Here is an 18091-nt window from a genome sequence, read left to right as displayed (position 1 = left end):
ATTTGTAGTTACTAATATGTCGATTGTTCTAAGTATGACTAAGACGCCCCTGATTACTTATTTAATAGGAAATAAGTTTAACGTAAAAATAATAATTAACAACTAAATATTTTAAATTTAATCAAACTCTAAATTATGAAAAGTATGATACTTAAAAAACTCATGTTTCTTTTAGTATTTATCTCGGGGAATATGATGTTTGCACAAATCACGGTTACAGGGCTGATTTCTGATGCGAATGGACCAATACCAGGGGTAAATGTACTTGTAAAAGGAACGGCAAATGGGGCGGTTTCTGATTTTGATGGAAACTACACGATTGGCAATGTTGCACAAGATGCGGTTTTGGTTTTCAGTTACGTAGGTTTCGAGACTCAGGAAGTTGCGGTTAATGGTCGAACCTCTATCAATGTTACTATGATAGAAAATGCCGCAGAATTAGAAGCTGTAGTAGTAATCGGATATGGTACTCAATCAGTAAAAGATGCTACTGGTGCTGTTGCCGTGGTAAGTTCTGAAGATTTTAATCAAGGATCTATTGTCTCTCCTGAACAACTAATTCAAGGTAAAACTGCGGGTGTACAAATCACTCAAGCCAGTGGTGAACCAGGAGCTGGAGTAGCGCTTAGAATTAGAGGTACTACTTCTGTTCGATCAAATAATAATCCACTATTTGTAGTAGACGGTGTCCCATTAGCAGGTGATGATACAGCTGCAGGAGGTAGTGATTTAGGTATCGGGACAAGTTCTGCAAGAAATCCATTAAACTTTATTAATCCTAATGATATTGAAAGTGTAAGTATTCTTAAAGATGCTTCTGCAACTGCAATATATGGATCTAGAGGAGCTAATGGAGTAGTTATTATTACAACTAAAGCTGGTAGAGGAGCTCCAAAAGGACTTTTTGAGTATTCTTCTTCAATTAGTATTTCAAAACCAGCAGAAGAATTTGATTTATTAAATAGAGATCAATATTTGGCCGCTATCAACCAATTTGGAGGTAATGTTGCAGCTCAAGATTTTGGAGCGAATACGGATTGGCAAGATGAAGTAACAAGACAAGCAGAATCTCATAACCACAGTTTATCATATTCTCATAACTATGAGAAAGGAAATGTAAGAGCTTCTTTTGGATACGGAAAACAATTTGGAGTTGTAAAGAAAAGTTCGTTAGAAAGAATAACTGGGCGAATTAATGCTACCCAAAGGTTTTTTAACAATAAATTGAAATTGAATTTACAAGGTACGATATCAAGAGTAAATGATGAAGCACCCCCAATTAGTAATAATGCAGGATTTCAAGGGGATTTATTAGGAGCAGCATATTCTGCTAATCCAACTTGGCCAGCCGACACTAATTTTGACCCAGGAGGATCTAACCTTAATCCGTTAGCATTACTTAATTTTAGCCAGAATGAAACTAAGACAAATAGATATTTAATCAATTTTTCTGCTAATTATGATATCACATCAGAATTAAGTGCTAAAGTCAATTTAGGATATGATAATTCTGAGTCTACTGCTATAAGTGTGTTATCTGGTAATATTACAGGATTAAACAATGGTACTCCAGGAAATGGTAGAGGTACTCTTAATGATATAGATGTAGAAAACCAATTATTAGAAATAACACTAAATTATGAGAAGGAATTTAGTAATTCTAAGCTTTCTGCATTAGCTGGTTTTTCTTACCAGGAGTTTGCTAGAAGTGGTAGAAATATACAAGGATTTGGATTTGGTACAACCGATTTAAATCAAATGGGAGAAAATCTTGAGAACTCTGCAAATGCAATTGAAAATTCTATTGTTGGATCGTTTCAGCAATATGGTGTAGCGCCAAATGGATCTTTTGTAAATAGATTGTTTCCAGATATTGTTCAGGGAGAAGTTTTAAATGCTCCTGCGATTCCGCTAACATCTATATTTGGAGATACCTTTGATTTTACAGATGAGTTACAATCCTTTTTTGTGAGAGGTATTTATACAATATCAGAGAAATATATTTTAACAGCTACCTTACGTGCAGATGGTTCTTCTAGATTTGGACCAAATAATACGTATGGGTATTTTCCATCAGGAGCATTTGCCTGGAAATTAGATCAAGAAGATTTTATAGGAGATGCTTTTTCTACACTTAAGCTAAGACTTGGGTATGGTATTACTGGTAATCAAGATGGACTTGGTTTTGGTAATTTTACTATCCGACGTAGATTTGGAGGTGGTGGAATATCCAATGGAGGTGATATTAACGCTCCAGGAACAAGTCAAGTTTCGTTTGTGAACGATGACTTAAAATGGGAAGAAACTAGTCAAGCAAATATTGGTATAGATTTCGGTTTCTTTGGAGATCGTTTAACAGGTACTATTGATGTATATCATAAGGATACTAAAGACTTATTGTTAAGTGCCGCAAATGCACAGCCAACACCACAGCCTTTTAATTTTACCAATATTGATGGGAATGTAATTAACCAAGGTATAGAATTTGGAATTAATTATGATATAATTCAGCAAGAAGATCTAAACTGGAATTTTGGATTTAATATTGCTTATAACAAAAATGAACTTCAAAACTTTAGTGGTCAGATTCAGTCAGGACAAATAAGTGGTCAAGGATTAACAGGAGCTTTTGCACAGTTATTAGCAGAAGATCAACCATTGTTTTCTTATTACTTAAGAGAGTTTGCAGGATTTGATGCTAATGGTCAATCGATTTATCCTAATGGAGATGTTCAGGAATTTGTGGGTAAAAGTGCTTTACCAGATATCAACTTAGGTATTTCTACAAGTTTCGATTATAAAAATTGGGATGCATCCTTGTTTTTTGCAGGTCAATACGGACATTATATTTATAATAATACTGCCAATGCATTTTTTACTGCAGGTAGTATAAATGGAGGTAGAAATGTGACTACAGATGTTTTAACTAATGGAGAAGCTGCTTCAAATGCGCCAGATGTCTCTACACGTTTCTTAGAAAAAGGAGATTTCCTAAGATTACAGAGTGCATCATTGGGTTATAATTGGCCAGTATCTGGAGATGGATTGTTTAAAACACTTCGTTTATTTGCAACAGGACAAAATCTTTTCGTAATTACAGACTATAGTGGATTAGATCCTGAGGTTAACGTAAGTGCACCTCTTAACGGAATACCAACGGCTGGGATAGATTATACGGCTTTCCCAAGACCGAGAACATATACATTTGGACTTAGTGCAACGTTTTAAAAAATAAGATTATGAAAGAAAAGAAATTTAAATTCGGATTATTGACATTAATGTCGATGATGCTAGTAATCTCTTGTACGGATTTGGAAATAGAACCAACCGACTCGGTGATTGAGAATCTAACAGGTGAATTCTCTGGTGTTGGAGATGTTGATGCAGCGATTACTAATGTATACAATGCTCTTAACGGTCAGATAGGTAATCAAGCAGATTTATATGCTTTGAATGAAGTTACATCCGATGAATTATTAGTGCCCACAAGAGGAACCGATTGGGGTGATAATGGATTATGGAGAAATTTACATGAACATACGTGGAGTGCGATTCACCCATTTGTATTAAATAACTGGAATAACCTAAATACAAACATATTTAATACAACAGAAATAATTGATTCTAGAAGTGGTGCTGATGCTGGACAATTAGCACAAGCTAAGTTTTTAAGAGCTTTTAGTATGTTTTGGATCATGGATATGTATGGTCAAGTGCCATTTAGAGAGCCAGATGAAGGACCAGAAATCGACCCTAGAGTTTTTACAAGGGCTGAGGCTTTAGATTTTGTGGTAACAGATCTTAACGAAGCTATTCCAGACTTGCCTGTTGTAGGACCAAGTGCATCAACCAATAGAGCGTCTAGAGCTGCTGGAAATTATTTGCTGGCTAAGGTGCTTTTAAATAAACATATTTACAACGGATCAGGAACTCCTGCCGCTGCAGATATGACATCGGTTGTTGAAGCAGTAGATGCAATTACTGCTGATGGTTTTGCACTACAAGCAGGTTATTTTGGAATATTCACTTCTGATGTAGATACCGAAACTATTTTGTTTGCAGAAACAAGTGTAGGAAACAGAATGTGGAATGGATTACACTATAATCAAAACTCTCCAGATAATGGAGGAGGAGGTTGGAATGGTTGGTCTACGCTAGCTGAGTTTTATGATCTTTTTGAAGGAGATCCTAACACCAACGTACCAGGAAGTGGTCAAGAAGAAAGAAGAGGGTTTGTACCAACAGATGGATCTAATTTGGGTATTGGGTTTGGATTCCTAGTAGGACAGCAATATGATGCAAGCGGAAACATGCTTACAGATAGACCAGGGCAACCATTAGAATTTACTAGAGATTTCCCCGGTTTATTAGGAAATAATGAACGTACAGGAATTCGTACGATAAAATATCACCCTGAAAATGGAGCTTTTGCAAATCATGAAATTGTATTTAGATATGCAGATGCTCATTTGATGAAAGTCGAAGCAATTTTTAGAGGAGGAACTTCTGGTGATGACCCATTAACATTAATTAATGATCTTAGAACCATAAGAAATGCAGCTAATCCAATTACTACCTTAACAGAACAAGATTTGTTGGATGAAAGAGGTCGAGAATTATATAAAGAATTCTGGAGACGTAATGATCAAATTCGTTTCGGTAAATTTGCAGAAACATGGGGCTTGAAGAGTAGCACAGAAGAATTTAGGGCTTTGTTCCCAATTCCATCTGGGGCACTTATTTCAAATCCTAATTTAACGCAAAACCCTGGTTACTAACATATTGAAATGCTAAGATTTGTTAGAGCAGAGCCCTTCAGTAATGAAGGGCTCTGCTAATTAAAATATTTTAACACACTCGTCACCATTGATTAACTATTTTAAAAATATTAATATATATATATTCTTTCTTATCCTTTTTATTTCTTGTAAAAATGAGAAGAAAGCCTATTTTTTTGAGGTGTTAGATGATAGAGATTCAGGTGTTTATTTTAAAAATGAATTAAAGGATACACCAGATCTGAATATTCTTACCTATCTCTATTATTATAATGGAGCTGGTGTTGGAGTGGGCGACTTTAATAATGATGGTTGGGAAGATATCTATTTTGTTTCTAATCAGAATGAAAATCAATTATATATAAATCAAAAGAATCTTAAATTTAATGAGGCTACTTCTGATCTTATTAAGGACCAAGAAGGTTGGTCTACAGGTGTTTCTATAGTTGATATAAATAATGACGGTTTACAAGATATTTATGTTTGTAAAGTGGGTAATTATAGAGGTATAAAAGGAAGGAATAAGCTATTCGTAAATCAAGGAATCAATAAAGATAGTATTCCATTTTTTAAAGAAGAAGCATCCGCATATAATTTGGATATATCTAGTTTTTCTACACAAGCAAGTTTTTTTGATTATGATCTAGATGGTGATCTGGATATGTATCTCTTAAATCATTCAGTACATCCTAACCGAACCTACGGAAGAGGAGCAAAACGAACACAAATAGACTCACTTTCGGGAGATAGGTTATATAGAAATGATAGTGGTAAATATAAAGATGTCTCTAATGAAGCAGGAATTTTTCAAGGAGCTATTGGATATGGTTTAGGGGTTTCTATAAGTGATATTAATAATGATGGATTTCCTGATATTTATGTTGGAAATGATTTTTTTGAGAATGATTATTTGTACATAAATCAACAAGATGGAACATTTGAAGAAGTAATTACGTCTAACCAAAAAAATATTCAACATACTTCTCATTTTTCTATGGGAACAGATATAGCAGATATTAATAATGATGGTCATACAGATATAATAGCATTAGATATGCTACCAGAAGAACTATCTACCTATAAATCGTCAGGAACAGAATATGGATTTACGATTTACAATCAATATCTTAAAAATGGGTATCAACCACAGTATATGCAGAATGCTTTACAATTAAACCGTGGTAATGGTAATTTTAGTGAGATTGCGTTCTTTTCGGGCATTGCAGCTACAGAATGGAGTTGGGCTCCTCTGGTAGCGGATTATGATAACGATGGGTTTAAAGATATTTTTATTTCTAATGGGATTAAAGGGGCTACCAATGATATGGATTTCATTAGTTTTATCGCTAATGATAATATCCAGAGACGTATTGATCAAGGTATGACTAAAGAAGATTTAGCATTGATTGGTGAATTGCCAGATAAAAAAACAGCAAATTATTTTTATCGTAATAGTGGAGATTTAACATTTGAGGATGTTTCGGATAGCTGGGCAAAAAACACACCAACATATAGTAATGGCGCTGTCTATGCGGATTTAGATAATGATGGTGACTTGGATATCATAACAAATAATATTAACCAGAATGCTTTTGTATATCAAAATCATTCAGATAAATTACAAGGAAATAATAATTACTTAAAACTAAAGTTGAAAGGATCAAAAGGCAACCTGAATGCTATTGGAGCTAAAGCAACCGTTTTTACTTCTGATGATATCCAAATTTCCGAAGTACATGCAACAAGAGGATATTTGTCTTCTGTTACTCCTGTATTGCATTTTGGATTAGGAAAGCATAACAGTATTGATTCTATACAAGTAAACTGGCCAGATGGAAGTAAATCTATTCATAAAAATATTCAAGTCAATACTTCAATTTCATTAAGTAAAAACAAAACTAATCATTCTTTGATTGGTAAGAGTACATCTCCGAACTATTTGGAACATAAGAAATCAAGTATCAAGTTTAAACATCAGGATTACGAAACTAAAGACTTTAGTATAGAACCTTTAGCACCTTATGCAAACTCCAATGAAGGGCCTCACTTATCTGTAAAAGATATAAATCAGGATGGATTAGAAGATGTTTTTATTCCAGGAGGAAGATTTAGAGCAGGAACTTTATTTTTGCAACAAGCATCAGGAGATTTTATTGAAAATGAACAACCAGAAATAAAACTGGATAAGAAATTCGAAGATATAGATCAGCATTTTTTTGATGCAGATTTAGATGGAGACCTGGATTTGATTACCATTTATGGAGGGAATGAAAACTATTCTGGATATCAAAGTAGTCCAAAACTATTTATCAATGATAATGGAAACTTTAGACTCAATAAAGTACCTTTTCCCGAAATCTTAATCAATGCATCTGTTATAAAGACTGCCGACATTGATAATGACGGCGATATGGATGTTTTTATCGGAAGTAATAGTAAAGCAGGTGTCTATGGAGCAACTCCAAAGAATTATCTTTTTGAAAATGACGGTAAAGGCAATTTTAGAGAAATTACCTTAAACGCAGCCGCAGAACTATATGAAATAGGACAAGTATATGATGCTAAGTTTACAGATATTGATGATGATGACTATCAGGATTTAATAATAACGGGGCATTATATGCCAATTACCATCCTCATGAATGATCAGAAAGGTAATTTTAAAAAGAAGTATATATCTTCTTTAGAAAAAACCAATGGCTGGTGGAACTGCATTGCGGTGTATGATATGGATAATGATGGAGATAAAGATATCATTGCAGGCAATTGGGGGCTTAATAGTCGTTTGAAAGCTTCAGAAGAAGAACCAATACAGTTGTATTTAAATGATTTTGATGATAATGGAAAAGTAGATCCTATAGTAACGTACTTTTATCAAGGTAGAGAAACACCAATTGCTACTAAGGATGAGTTAACAAAACAAATACCTTATCTTAATAAGAAATACTTGTCATATAAAGCTTTTTCTGAAGCTGATTTTAAGGATTATTTTACTGAAGAAAAAATTGAGAATGCAGAAAAAAAACAAGTATTTACGCTTAAAACTACCTATTTCGAAAATCAAGGAGGTCTTAATTTTATTGCACACGATTTGCCTTGGAGAGCTCAAATATCCTCTACTCATGATATATTAGTTCATGATATAAATGATGATACATATCCAGATATTATACTTGCAGGAAATACTTATGAGATTAGCACTCAATTAAGTAGATTGGATGCATCATACGGCACAATATTGTTAAATGATGGTGCTGGGAGTTTTAAGAGTTCCGAAGATATTAGATTAGATATCAAAGGAGCAGTTCGATCAATAAAAAAAATCAAGATTAAGGAAGAAGAATACTTGCTGTTTGGGATTAATAACGATAGTGTCCAACTAGTTAAAAAAATAAAAAAGTAACATGAATAAGTTCTTATATAGTTGCATTGCATTGCTAACACTTGTTTCCTGTGTGAAAGAAAATTCACAAGAAGAAGTGATAATAAACGAGAATACGTTATTCACCAAAATGAGATCAGAAACTACCAATATCGATTTTATTAATCAGGTTAATAACGAGAAGAACTTCAATATTTTTACTTATAGAAATTTTTATAATGGAGGAGGAGTAGCTATTGGTGATATTAATAATGATGGTTTACCAGATATTTATTTAACCGCTAATAGAGGAGAAAATAAGTTATACCTCAATAAAGGGAATTTTGAATTTGAAGATATTTCAAAAAAATCAAAAACCGTTGGAAAAAATTCGTGGTCAACAGGAGTAGCTATGGTGGATATTAATGCAGACGGATTATTAGATATTTATGTGTGTAATGCTGGTAATGTAGAAGGCGATGATCAAAAAAATGAACTTTTTATAAATAATGGAGACCTAACATTTACAGAAAAAGCTGTAGAATATAACCTTGCAGATAGCGGATTTACCACACACGCTGCATTTTTTGATTATGATGCAGACGGAGATTTAGATGTGTATATTCTTAATAATAGTTTTATTCCAGTAAGCAGTTTGGGATATGTAAACAAACGCAACCTTAGAGCAAAGGATTGGGATATCCCAGAAATCCTAAAAGGAGGTGGAGATAAATTGCTTAGAAATGATAACGGAGTATTTACTGATGTTAGTGAAACCGCAGGAATATTTGGTAGTCTTATTGGGTTTGGACTAGGAGTCACTATTGGAGATGTGAATAAAGATTTATTACCAGATATTTATGTATCTAATGATTTTTATGAGAGAGATTATTTATATGTTAATCAAGGAGATGGGACATTTAATGAAGAAATAAAAGATTGGGTAAAACACTTGAGTATCTCTTCGATGGGTGCAGATATGGCAGATATTAATAACGATGGATATCCTGAAATTTTCGTGACAGATATGCTACCTGAAGGAGATCAACGATTAAAAGAAACCAGTTCTTTTGAAAGCTATGATGTGTATCAGTTAAAGAAAAGCAGAGATTTTTATAATCAGTATATGCAAAATTCGCTTCAGCTCAATAACGGGGATAATACATTTTCTGAAATTGCTTTTTATAGTGGTGTAGCAAAAACAGATTGGAGTTGGGGTGCATTATTATTCGATATGGATAATGATGGATATCGTGATATTTATGTCAGTAACGGAATTTATCATGATCTTACAGATCAGGATTTTATGAACTTTTTTGCAAATGATATCATTCAGAAAATGACTTTAACAGGCAAGAAAGAAGAAGTAGATTCCATTATTAATAAAATGCCATCTACTCCAATATCTAATTACGCTTTTAAAAATAATGGAGACCTAAGTTTTTCTGATGCAACAAAAAATTGGGGTTTCGAAGAGCCTACTTTTTCTAATGGATCTGCATACGGTGACTTAGATAACGATGGAGATTTAGACCTGATAGTTAATAATTTTAATATGCCAGTTGCGGTCTATCAAAATAATAGCGAAACCAAACAGAATAATTATCTGAAAATTAAAATTAAAGGAGAAGGTAAAAACACTTTTGCAATTGGAAGTGTTGTCGAAATATATATCGAAAAAGAAGTTTTGAGACAAGAGTTGATCCCTACCAGAGGTTTTCAATCATCGATAGACTATATTATGACTATAGGTCTAGGTAAAACCAAAAAAGTAGATTCTATTAGAGCTATATATCCCAACGGAAAATCAGAATTATTACAAAATATTACGTTAAATTCTCAAGTCGAATTGGATCAAAAAAATGCGAATGAAAAGTATCAATATACTTCTACATCTGATAATAAATATTTTGAAGAAGTAGCACATATTTTAGAGGAACACAAAGAAGATCCGTATGTAGATTTTGATTATGAAGGATTGATATATAAAATGCAATCTAGAGAAGGTCCTGCATTGGCAATAGCAGATATTAATGGAGATGGCAATGAGGATGTTTTTATTGGCGGTGCTTATAATCAAACAGGAAAATTATATACTCAGAACGCATCAGGGAAGTTAAGTTTAACTTCTTTTGAGACCGAAGAATTCTTTGAAGATACAACCGCTATTTTTGAAGATATTGATGGAGATAATGATTTAGATTTAGTGATTGGCTCTGGAGGAAATTTTAAAGGAGCAAGAACAGGTGTTAGAAGTTATGTTAATGATGGATTAGGGAATTTCTCCAGAGGAAATATAATAAAGCCTACCAATACTAATATTTCTAAGCTTGCGGCATATGATTATGATCAGGATGGAGACATAGATATATTTGTAGCAAGTCATAGCATCCTTGGGGTATATGGTGTTTCTCCTCAAAGTTATTTTTTGGAGAATGATGGTAGTGGTAATTTTATAGATGTAACCGCAAGCAAAATACCAGAAGCCAAAAACATAGGTATGATTACCGATGCAGTTTGGCAAGATATTGATGGAGATCATAAGAAAGATTTAATTATCGTAGGAGAATGGATGTCACCCAAAGTTTTTACCAATAATAATAGTCGATTAAGTTTAATAAAAACAACTTTAGACAATGTTTCTGGTTGGTTTAATACAGTAGAACCAGTAGATGTAGATAAAGATGGTGATGTGGATCTGGTCTTAGGAAATCGAGGGTTAAATTCAATATATCAATGTAGTGAAGAATACCCCTCTAAAATGTATATTAATGATTTTGATAATAATGGAACCGTAGAACAGATTATTACTCAAACAATAGATGGGAAAGACATACCAATACATTTAAAAAAAGAAATTACTGGGCAGATTAACGTATTGAAAAAACAAAACCTAAAGTTTTCGGAATATGCTACTAAATCTATTGATGAATTATTTTCTAAAGAAGTTTTAGATAATGCAACGGTAAAGATGGTGAATAACTTTGCTAGCATCATTGCATACAATACAGGGAATAATAATTTCGAAATTAAAGAACTACCCAAGGAAACGCAGTTATCTTGTATCTGTGATATAGAAGCAGAAGATGTAAATAATGATGGAGTCATAGATCTTATTTTGGCGGGAAATAATTATAATTTTAAGCCACAATTTTCCAGATTAGATGCTAGTCGAGGAAACGTACTTATTGGAGATAAAGATGGTAGTTTTAAAGACCTTAAAGCTTCAGGGTTTTTGGTTGAAGATGAGGTCAAGGCAATGCGCTGGATGAAGAATACATCAGGAGAAAAATATTTGTTGGTAGGGATTAATGATAAGACCCCTAAAATATTTAAATTAAATAAAAAGAAGCCTTAGTGTAGATTACATAATAATGATCAAAAATATAATTATAATAACGTTAGGGTTAGTACTTCTGTATGGATGTAAAAAACAAGAAGTAAACGACGGAGACCTCTTTGAAAAGATGACTTTGAAGACTACAAATGTTACCTTTCAGAATACACTAAACCCGACAGAAGAACTAAATATTCTTGATTATTTGTATTTCTATAATGGAGCGGGAGTTGCGGTAGGAGATATTAATAATGATGATTTAGTGGATGTGTTTTTCACTGCGAATCAACAAAATAATAGACTCTATCTCAATAAAGGAAATTTTCAATTCGAAGATATTACAGATACATCTGGTGTCGCAGGAAATTCAGATTGGAATACTGGTGTTACGATGGCCGATATTAATGGAGACGGATATCTGGACATTTATGTTTGTGCAGTAGTTGGGATTCAGGGTTTGCGCGGAAAAAATGAATTATTTATCAATAATGGTGATAACACATTTACAGAAAAAGCCGCAGCATATGGATTGGACTTTAAAAATTATACAACTTCGGCAAGCTTTTTTGATTATGATAATGATGGAGATTTAGATCTGTATTTGCTAAATCATGCCGTGCATACGCAGAATTCTTTTGGTAGTGCATCTTTAAGAAATCGAAGAAATCCAGAAAGTGGTGATAAATTATTGCGTAATGATGGAACAACGTTTACAGATGTGAGCGCTGCTGCTGGGATTTTTGGAGGCGGCAATGGTTACGGATTAGGAGTTGCAACTTCGGATTTTAACAATGATGGATATACAGATATATATGTGAGTAATGATTTTCACGAAGATGATTATTATTATATCAATAATGGAGATGGGACTTTTACCGAATCTCTGAAAGAAAAGTTTGGTCATACTAGTCGTTTCTCCATGGGTAGTGATGTAGCTGATTTAAATCATGATGGATATACCGATATTCTCACATTAGACATGACACCAGAGAGCGAAGAGATCCTGAAAGCGTCTGCAGGTGATGAAACGGTAGATATGTTACAAATGCGGATTAATCGATTAGGATATCATTATCAATATGCACGCAATATGTTACAAATTAATCAAGGTGATTATTTTGCAGAGACAGCATTATTAAGTGGTATAGGATCTACAGATTGGAGTTGGTCAGCGCTATTTGCAGATTATGATCAGGATGGAGAACAAGACGTATTTATATCTAATGGGATCCCAAAACGACCTAATAACCTGGATTATATCAAATATATTTCTAACGAAAAAATCCAGAAAAAGTTAAATAGCACTAAATTGGTAGATAATGAAGCGCTGGATATTATGCCTTCTGGAGAGGTGCAGAATTATATTTTTAAAGGAGATCATCAAATTAACTTTGTAGATAAATCTTCAAGTTGGCTTCCAGTAGAAAAATCAGCTTCAACTGGAAGCGCCTATGCAGATTTCGATAATGACGGAGATCTTGATATTGTTACCAATAATATTAATGCATCAGCTTCTTTTTATCGAAATAAAACAAATGGGAAGAGCAAATTTTTAAAATTGAAGTTTGATTATAAAGATCACAATAAATTAGGTATCGGAACCAAAGTGATATCTTATCATCAAGGGATCGCACAATATAAACAATTGTTTACCTCTAAAGGATTTCAATCTTCCTCTGAACCAACGATTCATTTTGGATATGGAAACGTAGACGTAATAGATTCATTAAAAATTATCTGGCCTGATAATACCATCCAAGTAGCAGAAAAGATACAAACTAATCAAATATTAACGATTAAACTATTACATAAGAGAAGTGCCGTTAACTATTCAGAAATATTTAAAAAAACAGATGGATGGTTTAAAAAAATGGACTCCATTTCGGGATTAGAATATGAGCATATAGAGAATAACTATAATGACTTTAACCGTCAAAAATTAATTCCTTATAAAATATCTGATAAAGGTCCTGCAACGGCAATTGGAGATCTTAATGGAGATGGATTGGATGATATTTTCTTTGGCAGTTCTAAGTTGACAGCATCTAGAATACTTTTTCAGACAGCTACGGGTTTTGAGGAGCAACAAAGTGAATTGCTAGAATCAGAGAAACTTAAAGAAGATGTAGTCGCAATTATTGAAGATTTTGATAATGATACCAAAAAGGATTTACTCGTTGCCTCTTCTGGAGGAGAGTTTTTTGGTGCATCAAAACAACTTATAGATCGATTGTATACACACTCTGATTTGGGGTTATCTAAAAATGATTTTCCAGAATTGTATGAACACGAGTCTGTTATAAAACCATTTGATATAGATGCAGATGGTGATCAAGATCTTTTTGTAGGAGGATATGTGGTTTCTAATGATTTTGGTAACACACCAAATTCTTATCTTTTGATCAACGATAAAGGAAACTTCGATATAAAAGAGAATCCAGATTTACAACAAGTAGGGATGGTTACAGATGCTGTCTGGACAGATTTTGATAATGATGGTATAAAGGATTTGTTGGTAGTAGGAGAATGGATGTCTCCACATTTTTTTAAAAATAAAGGAGGAAACCTTATTAATGTAACGAGCGAGGTTTTAGAAAAAAAATTAAAAGGTCTATGGCAATCTATTATTGATTTTGATATAGATAACGATGGTGACATGGATTATATCTTAGGTAATTTTGGATTGAACTCTAAATTGATCGCATCCTCAGATTTTCCGTTAAGGTTATATTATTCAGATTTTGATAATAATAATACCACAGAAACAATTTTAGCGCTTCCTAAGGCAGGTAAATACTATACAGCACTTGGGTTGGATGAATTATCTTCTCAATTAAATTATCTAAAGAAAAAATTCACGACTTACAATAGTTTTGCGGGTAAAACAATAGAAGAAGTCTTTGGAAAAAAGGAGTTAGAAAATGCCGATTTATTAGAAGTACATCAATTGGCTTCTGGGTATTTAAGAAATGATAAAGGGCAGTTTTCATTTGTTCCATTTGAAAATTCACTTCAGTTATCTCCGATAACGTCATTACTTAAATATGATTTTAATAAAGATGGAAAAGAAGAGGTGTTAATGGCAGGAAATTATTTTGGAGTAATTCCATATCACGGAAGATTTGATGGGTTTGGAGGCGCAATTTTAAAAGATAAAAATACGATAGTTACAGCTGCCGAATTACATATCAATTTGAGTCAGAAATCGGTTAGAGAACTAAATATTATTAATTTTGAGAATAAGGATTATTTACTAATCACAATACATAATGGAAAAGCAGAAATTTATGAAATACTTCAATGAATTAAGAGAACATTTGACTTTCAGAGGTATTAAAGAAATGATTTTGGGGACTTTCTTAGTGATGCTTATAGTTTCATGTCAAAAAGAGGCAAAAGAAATAGAAATTACATCAGATAATTATCATCAAGCGGTTGATAAAATTACCGAGGTTATGGTACATGATGTTTTTTCTCCGCCTGTTGCCAGTAGGATATATAATTATGCTAATATCGCTGCGTATGAGATCATCCAGCAAGAAGGAAATACGTATACTACTTTATCCAATCAGTTACATGATTTTAGTGCTATTCCTGCTGTGGATACAACTAAGAATATTAATTATAAACTTTCTGCAATTGTTGCATATCTTGAAGTAGGCAAAGCATTGCTCTTTTCTGAAGATCGTGTTGAAAAATATCGTGATAGCTTATATAATTCATGGAAAAAACAGAACGAGCAAACATTTAATGATTCTAAGAATTATGGATTAGAAGTAGCGGCGCACATTAAAAAATGGTATGCTTCGGATAATTATGCACAAACCAGAACGATGCCTAAGTTTTCTGTAAATACAGAAGATCCTTCTAGATGGCAACCCACTCCACCCGATTATATGGATGGCATTGAACCACACTGGAAAAAAATAAGACCATCTATAATTGACTCTTCTGCTCAGTTTAAGCCAGCAAGATATCCTGATTTTTCATTAGAAAAAGACACTCCATTTTATAAAGAACTCATGGAGACCTATGAGGTTGGATTGAAAATTAAGGAGGAAGGAGAAAATTCAGAAAAACTCGAAATTGCTCAGTTTTGGGATTGTAATCCTTATGTCTCAACACACAAAGGTCATTTGATGTTTGCGACAAAGAAAATAACTCCAGGAGCACATTGGATAGGTATTTGTAAAATAGCCTGTAAAAAAACCAATGCAGATTTTGCTAAGACAGTTTTTGCATACACCAAAACTTCGATAGCTATAGCAGATGCATTTATAAGTTGTTGGGATGAAAAATACAGAAGTAATCTTATTCGTCCTGAAACCTTAATCAATCAGCATATAGATGAGAATTGGACACCAGTGTTGCAAACACCACCTTTTCCAGAATATACAAGTGGTCATTCTGTAGTTTCTGGAGCTGCATCTACAGTGCTAACAGATATTTTTGGAGACAACTTTGCTTTTGATGATGATACAGAATTACAATATGGATTGCCTATTCGTTCGTTTGAATCCTTTAATAAAGCTGCTGATGAGGCCGCAATTAGTAGATTGTATGGTGGGATTCATTATAGAGCAGCGATCGATTTAGGGCTCGATCAGGGACGTGCGCTAGGAAGTTTTGTAGTACAAAAACTAAAAATGAACCAATCAAACTCAGAAATAGCTAGTTCTAATTAGTATGAAGAGAATAGGAATCTTAGGATTAATTGCACTGCTTAGTGTAGCGATTTGGTATGTTTTTATAAAAGAATATGATTATCAAATTACTTTTAAAGTAAAGGGTTCGCCAGCAAGTGTGTATCACCAAATATTGAACTGGGAATCTTGGGGTAATACTAAAACCAAGAATATTAATACAATCGATACGATACTTTATAAAGAGATAAGACAACACATAACATTACAAGATACAACGCTTACACTGAACTGGACTTTAGAAAGTCATAATGATTCTATTACTAATATTAAAGCAGGTATAACTTCAGAAAAACACGCTATTGTGAATAGGTTGGCAATCCTTACTGGAGAAACCCCTTTTACCAAGTCATTAAAAAAAGAATTGAAGAACTTTGGAGAAGGAGCGAATAGTTTTACTAATAATTTTAAGATTAAAATTGAAGGAGAATCAGAAATCCCTGCATTAGAATATTTATATATTTCATCAGAGTCAAGACGTATGGCAAAAGCAGGAATGATGTTAAGATCTAATGCGGATCTTTATCCCCAATTAAAAGCAAACAAAGTTGAAGAAGATGGATTTCCTTTTGTAAAATTAACTGCCTGGGATATGAGTAGTGATGTTATCAAATTCGATTTTGGATTTCCGATAAAATATAAAGATTCTTTGCCTATAAACTCTAAGATAAAGTATGGTAAAACGCCTTCTCAAAAAGCATTAAAAGCCACATTTTATGGCAATTATAGATACAGTGATCAAGCCTGGTTTGCGTTATTAGAATATGCAAATAGAAGAAACATTTCTATAGTAGGTAATCCTTTAGAAATTTTCTATAATAATCCGATGCAAGATGGTAACGCATCTCAATGGAAAGCAGAGATATATTTACCAATAAAGTAATTATAATCTAGATATAAAGTCTTATATCAAAATCGTCCGATAACACCAAGTTGACCAGCTCCAAGCGTAATATCCCACTTGATTTTAAACTTTTTACTGTCATATACATATCGGTCATTGTTATTAAGATAATTGTCAATACCATCAACAATAACAACACTTAGCACAATACCTAATGTTACATCAGTTAGCCAATGAGCGCCAGACCATAATCTTGATACTGGAGAAAGCAGTCCAAGCGCATAAATTCCACCTTTTATATAAGGGTTTTCGAACTGTTTAGCTATTGCATAAGCTGTAGTAAAGGATAATATAGAATGCCCAGAAGGAAAAGAATGATACTCTGCTTCACTAGCATAGAATTTAAAACTGTCTTTACCTTTGCCGGTATAAGGTCTGGCACGACCCGCAAGGGTTTTACTAACAGTTTGGATAATCCCTCCTGCGGTTGCAGAAGCTATTAAAAGAACCCCTGTTTTTCTTACTTTTTCATTTTTTGTAATCAAACCAAAAGCATACACACCAGTTGTTAATCCATAATTTACCAGAGGTTTTCCAAAACGAAACCCAGTTTCTTTTACAAAACCTGGTATGTCCTCTTCTTGATTTGTAAAAAAAGCATTAGCAGGTTCATCCATAAAATAAACAAGTGCGGTTCCCGCTACAATTCCACCGAATGTCGCCCAATCTTTCCCTTTCCATTTAAAAGGCTGAGTATATGCGTGTTTTACACCTCCAAATGCCGAAACACCATCGTATTTTAGCATCTGCCATCGCGTCATTTCGTGTTGAGGTTTTTTAATTTTTTTCTCAGGTATAGATGCTGACTGTTCTTCTTCTAGTTGTTTTTCTGGTTGCGTATCCGTTTTTTCTTGAGAATAAATGGAAGGTGAAATAATAAATAGTAATATGGTGATAAGCAGCGTACTAAAATGTTTCATAGCTAGAATTTGGAGAGTAAAAATAATAACTTATTTATTAATAAAGATAAATTTTATGCAACGATTAATTTACAGATCCTGAAAATAG

8 protein-coding genes are annotated in these 18091 nt (G+C 33.3%); 7 read left to right on the top strand and 1 reads right to left on the bottom strand.

What is annotated here, in order from left to right; all coding sequences use genetic code 11:
- The first annotated feature begins 135 nt into the window (after positions 1–135).
- The 7 genes from QBK95_RS20055 to QBK95_RS20025 all read left to right on the top strand — a co-directional run bounded on the left by QBK95_RS20055 (position 136) and on the right by QBK95_RS20025 (position 17062).
- Positions 136–3228, top strand: coding sequence for a SusC/RagA family TonB-linked outer membrane protein (locus tag QBK95_RS20055; protein WP_280936340.1), 3093 nt, complete (start codon positions 136–138; stop codon positions 3226–3228).
- An 11-nt stretch (positions 3229–3239) separates the two neighbouring features.
- Positions 3240–4778: a RagB/SusD family nutrient uptake outer membrane protein gene (locus tag QBK95_RS20050; RefSeq protein ID WP_280936339.1), complete on the top strand. Its 1539-nt coding sequence runs from the start codon at positions 3240–3242 to the stop codon at positions 4776–4778.
- Positions 4779–4866: 88 nt separating this feature from the next.
- Positions 4867–8181, top strand: a complete 3315-nt coding sequence (locus tag QBK95_RS20045) for a VCBS repeat-containing protein (protein ID WP_280936338.1) — start codon at positions 4867–4869, stop codon at positions 8179–8181.
- Between the two features lies 1 nt (position 8182).
- Positions 8183–11497 (top strand): VCBS repeat-containing protein, encoded by a 3315-nt coding sequence (locus tag QBK95_RS20040; protein WP_280936337.1) that lies wholly within the window; start codon positions 8183–8185, stop codon positions 11495–11497.
- Positions 11498–11513: 16 nt separating this feature from the next.
- Positions 11514–14780, top strand: a complete 3267-nt coding sequence (locus QBK95_RS20035; protein WP_280936336.1) for a VCBS repeat-containing protein — start codon at positions 11514–11516, stop codon at positions 14778–14780.
- The gene (locus QBK95_RS20030) at positions 14764–16161 is read left to right on the top strand and encodes a vanadium-dependent haloperoxidase (RefSeq protein ID WP_445012640.1); all 1398 of its coding nucleotides are present in this window, start codon (positions 14764–14766) and stop codon (positions 16159–16161) included. Before QBK95_RS20035 ends, QBK95_RS20030 begins: the two co-directional genes overlap by 17 nt.
- A gap of 1 nt (position 16162) precedes the next feature.
- On the top strand, positions 16163–17062 hold the full coding sequence (locus QBK95_RS20025) for a GyrI-like domain-containing protein (RefSeq protein WP_280936335.1): 900 nt from the start codon (positions 16163–16165) through the stop codon (positions 17060–17062).
- 26 nt (positions 17063–17088) lie between these two features.
- On the opposite strand, the gene QBK95_RS20020 is transcribed toward QBK95_RS20025, so the two are convergent.
- Positions 17089–18003 carry a phosphatase PAP2 family protein gene (locus QBK95_RS20020; protein WP_280936334.1) on the bottom strand — a complete coding sequence of 305 codons (915 nt, stop codon included), beginning with the start codon at positions 18001–18003 and terminating at the stop codon, positions 17089–17091.
- Positions 18004–18091 lie beyond the last annotated feature (88 nt).

It is taken from the genome of Aquimarina mycalae, assembly GCF_029906345.1.
Taxonomy (GTDB): domain Bacteria; phylum Bacteroidota; class Bacteroidia; order Flavobacteriales; family Flavobacteriaceae; genus Aquimarina.
The sequence above is the reverse complement of the archived record's forward strand: the minus strand, read 5'-3'. Positions and strand labels throughout refer to the sequence as shown.

Coding starts and splice junctions, on each gene's coding strand:
- QBK95_RS20055 (WP_280936340.1), top strand. CDS start 136: ATGAAAAGTATGATACTTAAAAAACTCATGTTTCTTTTAGTATTTATC.
- QBK95_RS20050 (WP_280936339.1), top strand. CDS start 3,240: ATGAAAGAAAAGAAATTTAAATTCGGATTATTGACATTAATGTCGATG.
- QBK95_RS20040 (WP_280936337.1), top strand. CDS start 8,183: ATGAATAAGTTCTTATATAGTTGCATTGCATTGCTAACACTTGTTTCC.
- QBK95_RS20035 (WP_280936336.1), top strand. CDS start 11,514: ATGATCAAAAATATAATTATAATAACGTTAGGGTTAGTACTTCTGTAT.
- QBK95_RS20030 (WP_445012640.1), top strand. CDS start 14,764: ATGAAATACTTCAATGAATTAAGAGAACATTTGACTTTCAGAGGTATT.
- QBK95_RS20025 (WP_280936335.1), top strand. CDS start 16,163: ATGAAGAGAATAGGAATCTTAGGATTAATTGCACTGCTTAGTGTAGCG.
- QBK95_RS20020 (WP_280936334.1), bottom strand. CDS start 18,003: ATGAAACATTTTAGTACGCTGCTTATCACCATATTACTATTTATTATT.